This window comes from Geodermatophilus sp. URMC 65 (genome assembly GCF_053502545.1).
On the sequence record NZ_CP199954.1, the window covers coordinates 2,242,994 to 2,260,158 of the forward strand.

The 17,165-nt window shown below is 68.4% G+C and carries 18 protein-coding genes; 8 read left to right on the forward strand and 10 right to left on the reverse strand.

Translation table 11 applies throughout. From position 1 onward, the window contains the following. Positions 1-9: 9 nt before the first annotated feature. Positions 10-1,329, reverse strand: a complete 1,320-nt coding sequence (locus ACWIX7_RS10910) for a UDP-glucose dehydrogenase family protein (protein WP_448621557.1) — start codon at positions 1,327-1,329, stop codon at positions 10-12. Positions 1,330-1,452: 123 nt separating this feature from the next. Further along, a complete protein-coding gene (locus tag ACWIX7_RS10915) occupies positions 1,453-1,620 on the reverse strand; it encodes a hypothetical protein (protein WP_448621558.1) in 168 nt (55 codons plus the stop codon). A gap of 159 nt (positions 1,621-1,779) precedes the next feature. Here ACWIX7_RS10915 and ACWIX7_RS10920 point away from each other — a divergent pair, with 159 nt between their 5' ends. Together ACWIX7_RS10920 and ACWIX7_RS10925 are read left to right on the forward strand one after the other, a co-directional pair. Next, complete coding sequence (locus tag ACWIX7_RS10920) at positions 1,780-1,944, forward strand: hypothetical protein (RefSeq protein ID WP_448621559.1); 165 nt, start codon at positions 1,780-1,782, stop codon at positions 1,942-1,944. A gap of 85 nt (positions 1,945-2,029) precedes the next feature. After that, positions 2,030-3,088: an LCP family protein gene (locus ACWIX7_RS10925; RefSeq protein WP_448621560.1), complete on the forward strand. Its 1,059-nt coding sequence runs from the start codon at positions 2,030-2,032 to the stop codon at positions 3,086-3,088. Between the two features lie 115 nt (positions 3,089-3,203). Here the strand turns inward: ACWIX7_RS10925 and ACWIX7_RS10930 are convergent, their stop codons facing one another. Continuing rightward, entirely contained in the window at positions 3,204-3,560 is a 357-nt protein-coding gene (locus ACWIX7_RS10930; protein WP_448621561.1) for a helix-turn-helix domain-containing protein, read from the reverse strand. Then, the gene (locus tag ACWIX7_RS10935) at positions 3,557-3,928 is read right to left on the reverse strand and encodes a hypothetical protein (RefSeq protein ID WP_448621562.1); all 372 of its coding nucleotides are present in this window, start codon (positions 3,926-3,928) and stop codon (positions 3,557-3,559) included. The genes ACWIX7_RS10930 and ACWIX7_RS10935 overlap by 4 nt, the downstream gene beginning before the upstream one ends. A gap of 151 nt (positions 3,929-4,079) precedes the next feature. Here ACWIX7_RS10935 and ACWIX7_RS10940 point away from each other — a divergent pair, with 151 nt between their 5' ends. From ACWIX7_RS10940 to ACWIX7_RS10955, 4 genes are all read left to right on the forward strand, one after another. Next, positions 4,080-4,151, forward strand: a complete 72-nt coding sequence (locus ACWIX7_RS10940; protein ID WP_448622146.1) for an arsenate reductase/protein-tyrosine-phosphatase family protein — start codon at positions 4,080-4,082, stop codon at positions 4,149-4,151. Further along, the gene (locus ACWIX7_RS10945; protein WP_448621563.1) at positions 4,148-4,372 is read left to right on the forward strand and encodes a hypothetical protein; all 225 of its coding nucleotides are present in this window, start codon (positions 4,148-4,150) and stop codon (positions 4,370-4,372) included. Before ACWIX7_RS10940 ends, ACWIX7_RS10945 begins: the two co-directional genes overlap by 4 nt. Before the next feature lie 99 nt (positions 4,373-4,471). Then, positions 4,472-4,741 (forward strand): hypothetical protein, encoded by a 270-nt coding sequence (locus ACWIX7_RS10950; protein ID WP_448621564.1) that lies wholly within the window; start codon positions 4,472-4,474, stop codon positions 4,739-4,741. Between the two features lie 23 nt (positions 4,742-4,764). Continuing rightward, positions 4,765-5,943, forward strand: a complete 1,179-nt coding sequence (locus ACWIX7_RS10955) for a macrolide family glycosyltransferase (RefSeq protein ID WP_448621565.1) — start codon at positions 4,765-4,767, stop codon at positions 5,941-5,943. 248 nt (positions 5,944-6,191) lie between these two features. On the opposite strand, the gene ACWIX7_RS10960 is transcribed toward ACWIX7_RS10955, so the two are convergent. Continuing rightward, the gene (locus ACWIX7_RS10960) at positions 6,192-8,192 is read right to left on the reverse strand and encodes a hypothetical protein (RefSeq protein WP_448621566.1); all 2,001 of its coding nucleotides are present in this window, start codon (positions 8,190-8,192) and stop codon (positions 6,192-6,194) included. A gap of 362 nt (positions 8,193-8,554) precedes the next feature. Here ACWIX7_RS10960 and ACWIX7_RS10965 point away from each other — a divergent pair, with 362 nt between their 5' ends. Continuing rightward, on the forward strand, positions 8,555-9,385 hold the full coding sequence (locus tag ACWIX7_RS10965) for a hypothetical protein (protein ID WP_448621567.1): 831 nt from the start codon (positions 8,555-8,557) through the stop codon (positions 9,383-9,385). Positions 9,386-9,646: 261 nt separating this feature from the next. Further along, positions 9,647-10,252 (forward strand): arsenate reductase/protein-tyrosine-phosphatase family protein, encoded by a 606-nt coding sequence (locus ACWIX7_RS10970; protein ID WP_448621568.1) that lies wholly within the window; start codon positions 9,647-9,649, stop codon positions 10,250-10,252. A gap of 11 nt (positions 10,253-10,263) precedes the next feature. Here the strand turns inward: ACWIX7_RS10970 and ACWIX7_RS10975 are convergent, their stop codons facing one another. The 5 genes from ACWIX7_RS10975 to ACWIX7_RS10995 all read right to left on the reverse strand — a co-directional run bounded on the left by ACWIX7_RS10975 (position 10,264) and on the right by ACWIX7_RS10995 (position 17,165). Further along, complete coding sequence (locus ACWIX7_RS10975; RefSeq protein ID WP_448621569.1) at positions 10,264-10,884, reverse strand: arsenate reductase/protein-tyrosine-phosphatase family protein; 621 nt, start codon at positions 10,882-10,884, stop codon at positions 10,264-10,266. 17 nt (positions 10,885-10,901) lie between these two features. After that, positions 10,902-12,278, reverse strand: a complete 1,377-nt coding sequence (locus ACWIX7_RS10980) for a sugar transferase (protein WP_448621570.1) — start codon at positions 12,276-12,278, stop codon at positions 10,902-10,904. A gap of 295 nt (positions 12,279-12,573) precedes the next feature. Further along, positions 12,574-13,959: a polysaccharide biosynthesis tyrosine autokinase gene (locus ACWIX7_RS10985; RefSeq protein WP_448621571.1), complete on the reverse strand. Its 1,386-nt coding sequence runs from the start codon at positions 13,957-13,959 to the stop codon at positions 12,574-12,576. A gap of 84 nt (positions 13,960-14,043) precedes the next feature. Beyond that, entirely contained in the window at positions 14,044-14,559 is a 516-nt protein-coding gene (locus tag ACWIX7_RS10990; protein ID WP_448621572.1) for a serine acetyltransferase, read from the reverse strand. 1,244 nt (positions 14,560-15,803) lie between these two features. After that, on the reverse strand, positions 15,804-17,165 hold the full coding sequence (locus tag ACWIX7_RS10995) for a WecB/TagA/CpsF family glycosyltransferase (RefSeq protein ID WP_448621573.1): 1,362 nt from the start codon (positions 17,163-17,165) through the stop codon (positions 15,804-15,806).

The following is a 17,165-nucleotide window of genomic DNA, read 5'->3' on the forward strand; positions in this document are numbered from 1 at the left end:
CGGTCGCCGTCAGCCGGCGCGGCGGCCCAGGGCGCGGTAGGTCCAGCCGGCGGCGGTCCAGGCCTCGCGGTCGACGGCGTTGCGCCCGTCGAGCACCCGCTTCTGCGCTACGACCTCGCCGAAGGCGACCGGGTCGAGCTCGCGGTACTGCCGCCACTCGGTGAGCACCAGGACGGCGTCGGCGCGCTCGGCCGCCTCCTCCGGCGTGGCGGCGTAGTCGAGCTGCGGCCACTGCCGACGGGAGTTCTCGATCGCGGCGGGGTCGGTGACGGTCACGACGGCGCCCTGCAGCTGCAGCTGGGCCGCGACGTTGAGGGCCGGGCTGTCGCGGATGTCGTCGCTGTCGGGCTTGAAGGCGGCCCCGAGCACGGCGATGTGCTTGCCGAGCAGCGAGCCGTCGCAGACCTCGCGGGCCAGCTCCACCATGCGGATGCGGCGGCGCATGTTGATGTTGTCGACCTCGCGCAGGAAGGTCAGTGCCTGGTCGGCTCCCAGCTCACCGGCGCGGGCCATGAACGCGCGGATGTCCTTGGGCAGGCAGCCGCCGCCGAAGCCCAGGCCGGCGTTGAGGAACTTGCGGCCGATCCGGTCGTCGTAGCCGATGGCGTCCGCGAGCTGCTTGACGTCGGCGCCGGTGGCCTCGCACAGCTCGGCCATCGCGTTGATGAAGCTGATCTTCGTAGCGAGGAACGAGTTGGCCGCGGTCTTCACCATCTCCGCCGTGGCGTAGTCGGTGACGACCTTGGGGGTCTGACGGGCGACGATGTCGGCGTAGACCTCGTCGAGCATCCGCTCGGCGATCTCGCGGTCCTGGCCGGCAGGCAGGCCGTAGACGAGCCGGTCGGGGTGCAGGGTGTCCTGGACGGCGAAACCCTCGCGCAGGAACTCCGGGTTCCACGCCAGCATCGCGCCGGGCACCTTGTCCGAGACCAGCTCGGCCAGCCGGCCCGCCGTCCCGACCGGCACGGTGGACTTGCCGGCCACCAGCTCACCCGGCGCGATCACCTGCAGCAGCGACTCCACGGCCGCCTCGACGTAGCGCATGTCGGCGGCGTACTCGCCCCGCTTCTGCGGCGTCCCCACGCAGACGAAGTGCACCTGCGACCCGGCGGCCTCGGAGATGTCGGTGCCGAAACGGAGCCGGCCGGTGGCCAGCGTGCGAGCCAGCAGCTCCTCGAAGCCGGGCTCGTAGAACGGTGCGCGCGCTTGGTTCAGCGTCGCGATCTTCGGCTCGTCGACGTCGATGCCGACGACCTCGTGACCCAGCTCCGCCATCGACGCCGCGTGCACCGCGCCGAGGTAGCCACAGCCGATGACCGAGACCTTCATCAACGCTCACCCCGTACTAGAGAACTGCTACCGCGGCCCACTGCCACCGCTGCCGGATCGAACCTACGGGGCCGCCGTGTTCCCGGGCCATCCGAGCCGGGGACCTCACCTACCGGAGTCAGGTCAGGGTGCCGGACGGACGACGCCGCAGCGGCAGGCGTAGAGGCTCGAGCCGCTGAAGGCGTCGTCGCCGGCCCAGCGGAAGCGGTGCCAGTGGCTGCGTCCACCGGAGGACGTCGTCGCCTCCCCGTCACCCGATCGAGCACGACGGACCACCGGGAGCGTGAACACGAACAGCAGTCTGCCCGATCCGCTCACCCATTGGTAGCAGGAGGTACCGGTCCGTCACGGACACCACAGCGGCCACCATCCCCGCGCTCCGGGGGTCCCACACGTCCGCCCACCTGCGCTCTACTCCGCACAGGGTTGCGCACGGACGAGGAGTCGCAGGTGGGCTGGGTGTGGACCGCCGTGGTGGTCTGGGTGCTGCTCGCCGTCCCCGCCGCCGTCCTGCTGGGGCGGGCGATCAACCGCGCCGAGCGCCGGGAGATCGGGACGCCGGGCCCCGACACGCTCGTCGCCCCCGCACTGCCGCGTTCGTCGGCCGGGGCGTGACCCCACCCCCAGGAGTAGCAGCCGCCTGACGGGCCCCGTCGCCATCCGTACATTCGGTCGGGTCGTCTGGTGGACGGGGGCCCACGTGAGCAGTGTCGAGACCGCCGCACCGGAGGCAGACACCGAGACGGCGCCGCGGCGCCGTCGGCTGCGCCGGGTGCTGATCAGCATCGCCGCGCTGGGCCTGGTGCTCGCGCTGTTGGTCGGCGGGGCCTTCTGGTTCTTCACCGACCGCTACGCCGGCAACATCGACCGCGTCTCCGACGTCTTCGCGAGCCTCGATGAGGGGGCCCGCCCCGCGCCGGCGACGCCGGCGCAGCAGGCCGGTGAGGAGCCGGTGACCTTCCTGCTGGTCGGGTCGGACACCCGCGCCACCGCCGAGGAGGGCACCGCCGCCGGCGGCCGCTCCGACGCCATCATGATCGCCCGGTTCTCGGCCGACCGGCAGCACGCGCAGCTGATCTCCGTCCCGCGCGACTCGTGGGTCGACATCCCCGGTCACGGCATGGACAAGGTCAACGCGGCCTACGCCTACGGCGGCCCCACGCTGCTCATCCAGACCGTCGAGCAGTTGACCGACGTCCGGATCGACCACTACGTCGCCATCGACTTCGAGGGGCTCATCCAGGTCACCGACGGCCTGGGCGGGGTGGACGTCGTCGTCGCGGAGACCACCAGCAACGGGCCGTACACCTTCCCCGCCGGCGTCAACCACCTCGACGGCGACCAGGCGCGCTGGTACCTCGGGCAGCGCTACGGCCTGCCCGGCGGCGACTTCGACCGGGTGCGCCGGCAGCAGCAGTACCTGCAGGCGATGTTCGGCAAGCTCTTCAGCACCGACACCTTCACCGACCCCGGCCGGCTCGACGCCGCGCTGCTGGCGGTGACCAGCGCCGTCTCGGTCGACGAGCAGCTCGGCAACACCGACATGCTCACGCTGGCCTACTCGCTGCGCGGCCTGACGCCGGACACCGTCGACTTCTTCACCGCACCGGTGCTGGGCACCGGCACCGAGGGGGCGGCGAGCGTCGTCTACCTCGACGACGTCGCCGGCGAGCGCATGTGGGGCTACCTGCAGACCGACTCGCTGTCGCCGAACGCCGAGGAGTTCAGCTCCCAGGCGCTGCCCGACGTCCCTCGCTGACGATCCGGGGCTTGCCAATGGACGCCGCTGACTCGGCGCCGGGGAGGCAAGCCGAGGCCGCGGCGCCTCGGTGACCCCGTAGCACGCGTAGGCGACGCGCTCGTGCGTGTTGGATTCAGCTGCCGCGGGCGACGCTCGACAGATCCAGCTCCACGTCCTTGCCGCCCTCGAAGTGGATGACGAGCGTGGCGTGCCCGCCGATCGCTTCGAGGTAGCTGTTCAGCGTTGAGAGCAGCATGTCCTGGTTCTGTTCGATCTGGCTGACCCGGGCCTGCGAGACCCCGAGCTTCTGCGCTATCTCGACCTGGGTTCTCTCAGCTGCCTTGCGCATGGCCGCAAGCCCCACCGCGTGAGCACGATCGGCTTCTGCCATCTCTCGCCGCGTCCGGGCAACACCTTCCGCGAGGTCAGGACGAGCTGCGAGTCGCGCGATGCGCTCGTTGCCCCGCACGAATTGGTCCTCGTCGCTCACTGCATGCCTCCTTGGTGCTGGCGGATCCACTGGTCGACGAGCGCCTCGCCACGAGCTGCCGCACTCGTGTAGAAGACGTCGCCGATCGACTTCTTGTCGAAGCCCACGAGAGCCACGACCACGGTTTCATCCGACGGGAACCAGCAGATGATCCGCACAGCAGCCTCCGGGTCGTAGGGATGCGCTACTCGCCACAGCTCGTGGCGCTTGGCTTGCCACACCCTCTTGAAGGTGGCCGATTCCTCCGGCTTCTGTTGGAGCTCCATCAACGCCTGGAGAAGCGCTGTGGCGATCTCGAGAACCCGCCCTCCCTGCGCTTCCACGTGCCCCAACCACTGGTCGAACTCAGGCGACCAGTCGACGAGCACGAGCGGAGCTTAAGCCTGACCTTGTATTAGGTCAAGCTTGTATTGGCACGTCCAGAGGGTCTTCAGCGGTCAAGCAGTGGACCACCTCCCCAGCTCGGGTGACGGGGTCTGGGGAGAAGCGACCTGGCCGGGATCGCCCCAGCGCCGAGCCGTGAGCATCCTTCTCGTCTGCACCGGCAACGTGTGCCGCTCGCCGGTCGCCGAACGGCTCGGCATGACATGAGTACGGGAGAAGCAGGCAACACAGCCCCGAGGCCGACATCATCCAAACGGGAGGGCTCGCCTGAGCGCGGCCGCAGGCCGGCCGGCACCGAGGGCGCGGCGAGCGTCGTCTACCTCGACGACGTCGCCGGCGAGCGCATGTGGGGCTACCTGCAGACCGACTCGCTGTCGCAGAACGCCGAGGAGTTCAGCTCCCAGGCGCTGCCCGACGTCCCCCGCTGAGCCGGGCGATCCTCCGGCTGCCGGGCCGGGCACGCCGTGTGCTGCACCGCCCCGGCGGGTATGCCGGGTCCTGAGACGACGGCGAGGCCGGAGGCCACCATGACGACTCAACCCAGCGCCGGAAGCGTCCCGCCCGACAACGAGACGAGCAGCAGCTCGACCGACGGCGGCATGCCGGTCGGCGCCGCCGACGCGGAAGCAGACGCCCGGCGCAGCGGAGCCGATGACGACGAGCGGCCCAGCAACGTCGGGGAGGGGTTCCAGCTGGACGTCGATCCCGGCCGGGAGACCGACGGCGGCGTCCCGGTGGGCCGAGCCGACGCGGAGGCCGACCGGAGGGGTTCGGTCGAAGGCGACGACCGCACGTAAACAGCCCGGTCGGGAGGATCCCCGTGCGCAGGGCACGACACGTGCTGTTCGTGGCGCTCGCCGGGCACGGGCACGTCACCCCCACGCTCCCGCTGGTCGAGGAGCTCGTCCAGCGAGGCCATCGGGTCGCCTACGCCACGGCCGCCGACTTCGCCGACGTCGTGACCGGCGCCGGTGCGCAGTGGGTGCAGCTGCCGCCGATGGCGCCGTTCCGCCCGCCCGCGCAGGTCGGCCCGGATCTGATCGCCTCCTGGTTCCGGCACTACTTCGCCGCGATGCGCGCGACCTATCCGGTGCTCCTCGAGTACTGCCGCACCGCTCGGCCGGACGCGGTCTGCTACGACGTGACCAACTGGCCGGCCCGGCTGGCGGCCCACCACCTAGACATCCCCGCCGTCCGGCTGATCCCCAACCTGGCGGAGAACGACGCGTACTCGCTCGACGACCGGCTCACCGAGGGGCTCGACCCGGACCACCCCCAGATGGCGGCCCTGGCCGAGGACTGCGCACGCTTCTCCACCGAGCACGGGGTCGACATCGACGTCGCCGGGACGATGAACGTCACCGAAGCGGTGAACCTGGTCTTCATCCCCCGCGAGTTCCAGCCCGCCGGCGACTCGTTCGACGACCGCTTCCACTTCCTGGGCCCGTTGCCCGGTCGCCGTGAGCAGCGGGAACCATGGTCACCGCCGGCCCCGCACGCCCCCGTGCTGTACATCTCGCTGGGCACGATCTTCACCGACAACCCCGCGTTCTACCGCACCTGCATCGAGGCCTTCGGTGACGGCGCCTGGCAGGTGGCGATGACCATCGGGGACCTGGACCGAACCGCGGTCGCGCCAGTCCCACCCCGAGTCGACGTCCGGCCGCGCTTCCCGCAACCCGCGGTGCTGCGCCACGCGCGGGCATTCATCTCGCATGCCGGGATGAACTCCACGATGGAGGCCCTCTACTACGGCGTCCCCCTCGTCTGCCTCCCGCAGATGCCCGAACAGGCCGCCAACGCCGACCGCATCGTGGAGCTGGGTCTCGGGGAACGCCTCGCCAGCGACACGCTGACCCCGGACACCCTGCGGCAAGCCGTCTCCCGGGTCACCACGGATGAGCAGGTCCGGGCCAACCTCGAGCGCATGCGGCGGGCCATCCGCGACGCCGGCGGAGCGGAGCGCGGCGCGGCGCTCATCGAAGACCACCTGGCCTGAGATCACCCCGGGCGGCCATCGGCTCCAGACAACGTCCGAACCTGACCGTGCCGACGTGGCTGGGTGTCCCTGCGGGCGGCTTCAGACACGTGTAGGTCAGGGGACTGTCAAGGTGCGAAGAACCGGACCGATACGTCCTGACCCACAGACTCCAGAAGAGGTTGCAAGTTCTCGGTGATGGTTTCGCCGGCTCCGCTGGGCAAGGCGGGATGCCGGGACGGCGCTTGGGTTTCGACCTGCCCTGCCGATTACTCCAGGTGAAGGCAGCAGCGCAGGCCGGTCTGTACCCGGCTGCGCAGTTCGGCGCCGATCGTCGGGTCGGTCGCTTCCAGGCGATCGAGGGCGCGGTGGATCGCCTTGGTCACGGCGATCCGGGCGCGTTCGGCGTCGTGGGTGAAATGCCGCACTCGTCCGGACAATCCGGCAGCGGCCTGGAGTTCGGTGATGAGCCAGTCTCGTTCCGTGCGGGCTTTCGCCGCGTGTGCCAGGTCGTTCATGGCGTCGTACTCGTCGATCTGCGCGCGTAGTTGCGCCACGCGGCGGCGGTAGTTCCGCATGGCCACCTCGTCCAGCTGCGGCTGCCTTGATGCAGCCGCTCGCGCCGGGTGCGGCGTGTCGGCCGGCGGCGCACCCTGGGCAAGATCGAGGGCGGAGATCTCCCGCCCGGCGTGGCCGATCAGCGTGTTCAGGTGTTTCATCCCCACACTGTCGCCGACGACCGCGGTCCGGTGTCCGAGCTGGACTTCCCACTTGCGACCCCGGCGCCGGCACAGAAGTGAGTCGGTGCTGGGAGCCCTCGGCGGTGTGCCGACGCGGGAACGGGCCGTTGCGACCGCGTCGACGCGCGAGAGGGCCATGCCGAGAGTGGCGGCCTCGGCGGCCGCGGCGGTCAGTTCGGCGGCCGCCAACGGGCCGTCGCCCGGCCGCGCCCGGCGACTGCGCGCCTCGCCCAGGCGGTGTCGGGACAGGACAGCGGCCGGCCAATGCCCGAGCGCCTCGTTGGCCCGGACCGCGGCCTGTAGGTGCGCGACCGCACGATCGGGCTCCCCGACGGTCATGGAGGCCACACCCAGCGCGTGATGCGTGGACCCGAAGCAGGCCACGGCGAGGCTGCCCATCATGGGCAGCTCGGCGAAGGGCAGCACCAGGGCGTACGCCTGAGCGGCTATCGGCACGTCATCCAGCAGATGGGCGGCCTCCACCACGCCGTACATGGCCACCAACCAGCTGCTCGAACGCACCAGGTTGGACAGACCGCGACCGGACAGCCGGCCCAGCGCGCACGTCGCCTGCCGCCGATCGCCGACGGTCGCGGCGGCCACCGCAAGTGCGGCGAAGACGGCGTTGTCGGCCGCACTCAGGGTCGGGGAGTGCACCAGCTCGGCGAGCGTCGGCACCAGCTCTCCACTGCGTCCCTGAAACCAGCGGATCGCGATCAGCTGAGCGCCGTACCAGCCCTGGGCGTCGGCGTCCCCCGCCGCGGCCCCCAGCCCGGCGCAGTCAGCCGCAAGGGCTTCCGCCTCGTCGAAGCGGCCGTCGCGGATGCGCAGCATCACGTGGCAGGCGGCGGCGATGAACCCAATGGCCAGGTGATCCTGCTCAGCCAGGGCGGCATCGAGCTCGGCGAGCGACCGCTCGGCCTGCGGGTCAGCGGCCAGGAACAGGTCGATGGTGCGCCAGAGCAAGCCCATGAACACGTCGCCGCGCCGACCGGTTCGGGAGCCCACGCGCAGCAGCTCATCGGCCAGGTCGAGCCGCTGCCTGGCGTGCTCGGGCCCGAGCAGGCAGTGGTGCGCGATGCTGAGCGCCTCGGCCAGGGCGAGCGGGTCATCCGCCGAGCGGGCCTCGTCCACCGCGGCCAGCACCGCGGAGTGCCCGCCACCGCGGTAGTCCGCCTCACCGGCAAGCCTGGCGCGCAGTCGCAGAGCCACCGGGGATCGCGGATGGAGCCCGCGCAGGGCATGACGTTGGCGCATCTCCACCTCGGCGGCGTCCGCCGCGGCTCGGCGTTCGTGCACCCAGAGGCCACCGAGCCCCAGCGCCGCCACGGCCATCTCCTCGGGCCGCTCCTGGACCCGCGCCGCGCGATACGCCGCGTCGAACCATCGCCGACCGGCCCGCAGGGAACCCTCAACATGGAGCGCCCGGTCACCGAGGCGCAGCAGGGCCCGGACGTCCTCGCCGGGTTGACCGGACAGCTGAGCCGCCTCCGAATGACCAACCCGCGTCTCGCCTGCGGCTGTGCTCACCCAGCGCCCTCGGTTCTCCCCGTGACGACCGTCCCTGATGGTCAGAGGACACCGCCCTGCTCGTTGATACCGCGGCGCAGGGGTGCTCGCCCGTCTCGGTGGAACGGCATGGAACGGCATGGAACGGCTCGTCACGCCGTAACGGGTGGAACCCCCGTTCCGGCCGGCCATACGTGCTCGGCGCAGTTGATCAGCGAGAAGGGAACTGTCCGATGACGAGCTCCAGAAACCGAGCCCCCACCGGCGCCGTGCGGGCACCCGCCGCTGCCGGGATGGGTCGTCTGCTTGGGCCTGCGCGCCGGCCCGAGCATGGGAAAGGGAAAGCCGTCAGCGGCAGGATCACCCGCCGCTGGGTCGGCGCCGTGGCCATCGGCGTCTTTGTTGGGTTACAGGTCGTCGCTCAAGGCTCGGCGTCGGCCTCGACCGTGCCGAACGCCACCATCGAGAGCGAGCTGTCGGTCTCCGACTCGAAGCGCGACAAGACGATCGCCGCCGAGTGCCCCACGGGCAAGAGGGTCATTGGCGGCGGCGCCCGGGTCAACGGCGCGCAGCACGTGGTGATCACCCAGCAGGAGCCGATCTCGGACAGCTCGGGTGAGCTCTTCCACGCCTCGGCCTCCGAGGACCAGGTCGGCTTCAACGGCAACTGGTCGGTGCAGGCGTTCGCCATCTGCTCCGACCCGCTGCCCGGCCTGGAGATCGTCAGCGAGGCCGGCACACCCGGCTCCGACCCCTTCCAGGGGATCAGCGCGAGGTGCCTTGCCGGCAAGCAGGCCCTCGGCGCGGGCGGTCGCATTGACGGCGGCCAAGGCCAGGTCCAGCTCGGCACGAGCGTCGAGGGCGGCCCCTTGTTCTCGAACCGCTCCACCGCGACCGGCACCGAGGACCTTGACGGTTTCGACGGGGAGTGGAACGTGACCGCATTCACGGTCTGTGTCATACCCAACGCCTTCGGAGATCTCCGACTCGCGCAGGAGCAGTTCAACTCGGGCCCCACCAACCGCATTATCGGCACGGTCTCGTGCCCCAGCGGTACGCGCGTCACCGGTGCGGCCGCCTTCACCAGCCTGCCGGGCAAGGTCGAGGTCGCCGTGCCAACCGCCTTCAGACTCGGCGTCCAGGCAATCGGACGTTCGGACACTCCCGGCGCAGGACCCTGGCACATGACGGTCTACGCCTTGTGCGCGAAGTGACGCCCTAGCCCGGGGCTTTCACCGCGCATGATCGATCAGCTTTCTCCGGCGATGTGAAAGGTGCTCCTGACCCGCAAGGATCGCGTTCATCTAGAACCTGATCTGCGAGGGCGGGAGCACCTTTCTGATGTGGGGTCGATCAGCCCACTGACAGGGGGCCGCTCAAGGCTGCGTCAGACGATGCGCGTGCGCCTCCCCAGCGCGGGTGAGGTCGCTCAGCCAATGCGCCTGTCGCGACTTCATGCGCCCTAGCGTCGAGCCGTGCGCATCCTCTTCGTCTGCACCGGCAACGTGTGTCGCTCACCGGTCGCCGAGCGGCTCGCCACGGCCTGGGCACGGGAGAAGCTGGCTCACAGCCCCGAGGCCGACATGGTCCAGATCGAGAGTGTCGGTCTCAGTGCGGTCGCGGACCGGCCGATCGACCCGCACACCGCCGCCGCGCTCGTCGAGCTGGGCGGCGATCCGGCCGGCTTCCGGTCACGCGAGTTCACCCCGGAGTTGGCAGCGGACGCCGACCTGGTGCTCACCATGACCCGCGACCAGCGCCGCACCGTGCTCGAGGCCAGTCCTCGGGGCCTGCGTCGCACGTTCACGCTGTCCGAGGCCGCGGGCCTGCTGCAGCGGGCGGACCTGACCGGTCTGTCCCTGCTCCCACTCACCGCACGTGCCCGTGAACTGGGCCGCCGGCTGGACGCCGCCCGCGCCGGCCGGCCGACCGCGGACAGCGACGACACCACCGACCCGATCGGGCAGCCCGCGGTGGTTCACCACGAGGTCGCCGGCCTGGTCGTCGCAGCGCTCCGCCCGCTGGCCGAGGTCCTGTTCACCAGCGTGCGGGTGCAGCTGCCCGCTCCCGTTGCCGTCTGAGCGGCACGGGCTCAGGCCGGGACGTCCGCCCGGCGCAGGGCGGCGATCCGCGACAGGACGGGGATGAGCGCTCCCGCCACCGCGTCGCCGACCTCCTGGTGCACCTCGGGCGGCAGGCCGACGGGGTCCCGGATGTCGTCGCCCTTGCCGCTCTGCCGGCGGGAGCGCGCGGCGGCGAGTTCCTTGACGAGGTTGCGGGCCCGGTCGGCGAGGCCGTCGCCGGGGACCTCGACGTCCTCCCCCACGATGTCCAGCAGGCCGGCCGCCTCGCGGAGGGTGAAGGTGCGGGCGAGCGCACGCGGCGCCATGCGCAGGACGTCGCGGCGGTGCTGGCGCGTCATGGTGAGCGTCAGGTCGGCGTCGATGGCCATGTCGTCGACGAGCTGACGGGCCACGAAGCCGTCCGGGCTGCCGCCGAGGCCTTGGAGCACCAGGGCGCTGTCGGGGTGCATGGCCGAGCCGACGACGGCCTGGACGCCGGCGCTCACCAGCTGGACCGCGCCGGCGTCCTCGCCCAGGACGTCCGCCAGGTACGCCCGCCCCAGGCGCTCGCCGAGCGCCGACCGGCAGATGTTGCCGGTGCAGACCAGGAGCACGGTGAACACCGGCTCGGGCGACCAGTGGCGGGGCACTCCCCCAGTGTGGCCGCTCAGTAGGCCCCGGACCCGCGGAGCACCGCACCCGCGGTCTTCCAGAGGATCATGAAGTCGAAGGTGAGCGACCAGTTCTCGACGTAGCGGACGTCGATGCGCACCGAGTCGTCCCAGGACAGGTCGGAGCGGCCGCTGACCTGCCACAGGCCCGTCAGGCCGGGCTTGACCAGGAAGCGGCGGTGCATGTCGTAGCCGTAGCGCTCGACCTCGCTCTGCAGCGGCGGCCGCGGGCCCACGAGGGACATGTCCCCGCGGACGACGTTGATGAGCTGCGGGAGCTCGTCGAGCGAGTAGCGGCGCAGGACCTTGCCGACGGTGGTGACCCGAGGGTCGACCTTCTTCTTGAAGAGGACGCCGTTCCCGTCGCTCTCGTCGGCCAGGTCGTCGACCATCCGGTCGGCGCCGACGACCATGCTGCGGAACTTCAGCATCGAGAAGGTCCGGCCGTCGCGGCCGATCCGCTCCTGCTGGAAGAACACCGGCCCGTGGCTGGTGACCTTCACGGCCAGGGCAAGGCCCAGCAACACCGGAGCGAGGAAGAGGATGCCCAGTGCCGCACTGGTGCGGTCGAACGCCTCTTTGGTCAGCCGGCGGACGCCGGTCAGCTCGGGCCGCTCCATGTGCAGCAGCGGCAGCCCGGCGACCGGTCGAATGCGCACCCGGGGGCCGGCGACCTCGGTGACCGCGGGGGCCAGCAGGAGCTCGGCGCGGGTGTCCTCGAGGTCCCAGCCGAGCCGGCGCAGCGCCGGCCCGTCGAGCTCGGGCGACGGCAGGACGGCGACCGTGTCGACCTCGAACCCCCGGACGATGTCGACGACCTCGTCGAGGTCCCCCAGCACCGGCAGGCCGTCGAACTGGGCGGCGACGTCGCGGCCACCCGGAAGGGCGCACCCGACGACGCGGTAGCCGTGGTAGACCTCGCGCTCCAACTGCTGGTGCAGCGCCTCCACGCCGGCCCGGTGGCCGACGAGCAGCGTGGTCTGCTGGAAGCGACCGTGCCGGCGCCTGCGGTGGAGCCACTGCCGGTGTGCGTAGCGCTGGGCCAGGGTCAGCAGGGTGGCGAGCGGCAGCGCGAGGACGACGAAGCCGCGGGCGACCTCCAGCTTGAAGGCCCACGAGACGGTGCCGACCGTGGCCAGCAGCAGTGCGGCCGCGAAGAACACCCGGCGGAACTCGTCGGCGCCCACCCAGAGGAACCGCTCCTCGTAGGAGCGGGCCATCAGCATTGCGGCGACCCACACCAGCGGGAGTGTCAGCGCGACCCCGAGCGACACGTATGGCCCGTCGGCCCCGGACGGGCCGAACCGGACGAGGTAGCCGAGCGCACTGGCGATCAGGGCGGAGAACGCATCGGCTGCGACGATGCGACGCACGTAGGCCCCGCGCCAGGCGCGCCGGACCAGCGTCCCCTCGCCGCGCAGCCGCGCCGTGAAGCCTGACGTCGAGCTACGAGTTGCACGCGGAGAGTGACGGACGAGTACGTCACGTTCGCCGAGCAGTGAAATCTCTACCCCCGTGGAGACGCTGAGACGTCCGTGCCTCAGCGGTGACTGCCAGTGCGCCAGGGACTCCAGCGTTCAACCGGCGGAGTGAACGTACCGCAGCGTCTCGTTAACGGAAAGTGTTGCTTGGAACACGGCGAGAGAGGTTGTCCGCTCGACCGGCGGCTCACTCAGCCGCGGTCGCACCCTTGCCCGGCTGGTCGTAGCCGTAGGAGTACCCGTACCCGTAGGCAGTGGCTAGCGCCGCCTTGGGCGGGACGATGTTGATGATGACGCCGAGCGTCTTGGCGCCGACCCGCTCGAGCGTCGCCGCCGCCTGCTGGAGCTGCTCCTTGCGGGTACTCCCGTAGCGGACGGAGAGCAGGACGCCGTCCATGTAAACGGCGAGCCCGGTGGAGTCGGCGACCGGGAGCAGCGGCGGGGCGTCGACGAGCACGAAGTCGTTCTCAGCTCGCAGCTTGTCGAGCAGCGAGAACATGTGACTGGAGGCAAGCAGCTCGCCCGGATTGGGTGGCGTGGGCCCGGCCGCGATGACCGACAGCTCCCCCGACCCGTACCGCTGAACAACCTCGTCGAGGTCTGCCGTGCCGGCGAGGATGTTGGTGAGGCCCACGCCGCCCACCATCCCGAGGTACCGGGTGACCTTGGGCTTGCGGAGGTCGGCCTCGACGATGGTCACCCGGCGGCCGGCATCAGCCAGGGCCAGCCCCAGGTTGACCACCGCCGTCGTCTTCCCCTCGGAGGGGAGGGCACTCGAGACCATGATGACCTTGGGCGGCTCGTCGACGTTGAGGAACTGCAGGTTGTTGCGGAGCTGCCGGTAGTCCTCCGCCGTGCGGTTGGTGCTGTTCCGATCGATCGTGTGCTGCTTCTCCAGCGCCTCGTCCCGGAGGACCGTGCCGATGACCGGCGCGCCCGCCAGCTCGACGACCTCGTCTGGGTCCTTGACCGACCGGTCGAGACGGCCTCGCAGTATGGCCAGCCCTGCGCCGATCAAGAAGCCGAGGAGCAGGCCGAGAACCACGTTCCGCGCCGTCTGGGGCGAAGTCGCTACAGAAGGGACTTCGGGCTGGTCGGTCACGGTCACCTTGACGGGCGAGCCGCCGCCGTCGTCAGGGGTCTCAAGCTCGGTGACGAAGACAATGAACTCGTCTCCGACCGCATCAGCGATCCGCTGAGCCTGCTCAGCGGACGGGTCCGTCACAGTCACGTCAATCAGCACGGTGTCGGGTGCGACGGTAGCGGCAAGCTGCTCACTGAGTGCTCGAGGCGTCCCGTCAAGGCCGAGCCGGTCAATCACCCGCCGTGCCAGCTCCTCGCCCGTGACCAAACGGGCGTACGAGGCAACTCGCTCCTGAGAGAACTGACTCCCCTGGAATGCCTCCGAGGTGGACGTCGTGTCACGCGCCGAAACAAAGAACTGCGTTGCAGCGGTGTAGTGCGGGGTTTGGAGCAGGCTGACCAGAAGAGCCGCCCCGCCCCCGAAAATGACCCCACCGAGCGGTAGCCACCATGCGGCCCGCAAGGCGGCCAGGATTTCCCTCAGCTCCATGTCTCTCCAGTGACTGCAGTAGATGGGGCTACGAACGGGGACGAGAACATACACAATCCCCCAAAGCCCTCCAAGGAAACACGACTATGAGTTCAGCAGACGAGCGGGATTCCCAGCCACCGACGCCCCGGATGGCACGCTTGTAAGGACGACCGACCCTGCCCCCACCCTGCAGCCTTCCCCAAGCACAATCCGACCGAGCAGGATGCTCCCGGCTCCGATGTCGCAGCCGTCCTCGATCACCGGACAATCGTACGGCCCCTTCCGGTTACCGATAGTTGTCCCATGTCTCAAGCGAACCCGCGACCCAATAACCGCGTGAGGATTCACTACCAGGCCAAACCCATGCCGAATCTGCAGCGCCCGGCCAACCCTAGTGGACACGGGCAGTTCCACACCAAGAATTTCCGAGAGCAGCTTGTAAGGCACGGTTACAAAAACCCCCGCCACGAAACCCACAACATTGTCGATGCTGCGAAGCGCCTGCGCGAGTCGGAAGAGCAATAGAAGCAGCTTCGACTTAAATTCCGGATTGTCATACCAGTCCTGAAGCAACCACGACGATGTGAGAGAAGCATCGACATCAACTTGTCGCCACACGTACGCCTCCTACTTCCGTCCGCTCCCCAGCAGGCCCCGTCCATTCCGAGACACTTCCCGCAAACAGACCTAGTGCAAGGAACACTCCCAGCCAGTTAAGAGGATCGAGAGTTACGTCCTCGACGATAAAGACAATCAGGATTGAGCAAACCCAAGCGGTCCCCCCCAAGCTGCTCCGGGCGGCGAGAGTCATCAAGGCCAGTAATACTAGAAGAACCCCGGCCAACCCTAAGGCGCCGAAGCGGAATAGCGTGCCGAGATACATGGAGTGTGACCCTAGCGGGTAGGGAACGGACGACAATTCTACCGGGTTCCCAAGTCCACCGAAGGGGAACCGGGAGTTGAAGTTTACCCAGTACGCAATCGTCGCTTCGTAGATTGCCGATCGTGCCGCGGTGCTATTAGCACCGCGGGCAACGACGGACTCCCCGACGCTACTATCGCCGGAGAGTGCCGATGTCACTAACACCGCCACGCCGAGGTAGCCCAAGGCGATAACCAGACGACCTAGTCTGCGCACTCGCCGCCCGGCAGTTATAAGCAGCAAGCCGGCAATGCCAATGACAAAGACAGTGCGAGTTATAGCCAGGAGGCCAAATAAGGAAACAATAAGAAAAGAGTACGGCCGAACCGAGGGCCTGCAGGCGGCCACAAACACTAGTGCCGCGATCGACAAGGAAGTGGCGAAGGATAAGAATGCAGCCGGCCGAGCCACCGCGACGCCCAGCAGGAGGTCTGGAGAACTGAAGTTATGAACCGTTCGTTGAGAGAGGGCAGATATCGAGAAGATTGTGTTGACGGCTAACGGTCGCCCCCAAACAAGCAAGAGGACGGCCGCGCAACCGTTGGCTAACAAAAGTACCACCGCTGATCGGCTAATCAGACGCCTCTCGCTCGGCCTAAACCCTCTCACCAATAAGTAGAGCCCCAATGGCCCCATGTAGACGGTCACATCCCGGACGATATAGAAGAGCGCTTGGTTATGGCCAGCGTAAGAGTAAACGACTCCCGCCACCAGGAGGCAACCCCCTGTCCAGGCTACGAGGGGTAGGCGAATAGATCCACCGGAAGACACCACGGACCAAATCAAGAAAAGCAGACCTGAAAAGCAATACAAAACAACTGCGAGATACTCCACACCAGCGAGCACTAGGAGCGGGTAGCCACCGATCAAACATCCGAGAGCAGCAGCGCCGATCCGCACACCCTCGGCAGGCCGTTGAATCGCGGCGACACCCACGGTGTTACAGCACCTCAGCGCGCTTGGTGGAGACGTACGCGTACGGACGAGCCTCGAAGCCCTCGCGCCGAAGGGCGAGACGCATGATCCGTCGCGCCGTGCAACCCCTCAGGACACCCACCGTGTAGCGCTTCCATAGCCTTCGCGGCTCACGCGCCACGCGAACAGCCCATCCGAGACGAAATTTATGCGCCCACTTGGGATAGTAAAGAGGATACAGCAGCTGATCCATATATCCGCCGCAGGTTAGTACTAGCTTCGCGCCCTTGGCTGCGGAGAGGTCACTTGCTATACGGTCTTGTGTTGGCGCGCCGGCACCGATGATAATGACGTCCGCATTTGCATCCGTTACGCGTGTCACAATGTCCGATTCATCGCGCATCCCTGCATAGCCGTCGATTGCCAGAACTACGCGACTACCACTCCGAAGCAGCCTCATGACAGCAGCCGATCGATCGTGTAGATCGCGCGCGTTCCCTCCAATAAGAGCAATACGGGCGTTTTGTAGGCGCGGCAACAAATTTGGAAGCACGAGATCAGCACTTGTCCGGCCGACATCTCGCCCCAGGAGCAACTCAAGGAGTGTGCCATCGATGCCGATGTGAGTGAAGGCCGACAGTGCGACCTTAGCTCGGAACAAGCTCTCTATAGCAGTATGGTGATTGAACCAAGTCACCACGGATGCGGGGCCCCGTCCCTCAGAATACTTCGCCAGCAGGACTTGACTCAGCTGGATCTCGGGTCGGGCTTTCACCCTGCCGGACCCACGCGCCCTTTGCACGCCGCTTAACTGCTCAACGAGATGACTCCAGGCCCTGACAAGTACGCGGTATCGTATCTGCCCCTGCAGTGCCAGGCGCAATCCGTTAGCGAGTCGACGCAGCAACATCAGGACCAAGACCGGATGTCCCGACCGCCGTAGGTGATAAGCCAGAAGCGCGATACTCCCCGCATAGTATTTGTCGAGCTGACCACTCTTTACTGGGTGGGCAGCTAGAACTTTGTTCACCGCGCGGATCGGTATCCCGGCAAAGCGCGCCCGCACAACAATGTCAACATCCTCCCCAGAACCGTATCGAGCGCCCACGCCGAACGACTCGTTGAAGCCCCCCAGGACGGCCAGGGACCGACCATCAACAAACATCGCGTTAGAATTTGCGCAACTGAAGATGTCGCCAAACGACAAGCTTCTCGGCGAGGCGGCCCCGTCAACTCTCACGTTCCGTGACCGTTCACCCGTAACAGGATCCCTGAATCGACCCAGGAGGAACCCGTCATTCGACCGGAAGTATCTAAGGACCTCGCCGACACCCGCCGCGTCGACAAGAGCATCATCGTCGGGGAAACCAATCACCGACGCGTCCAC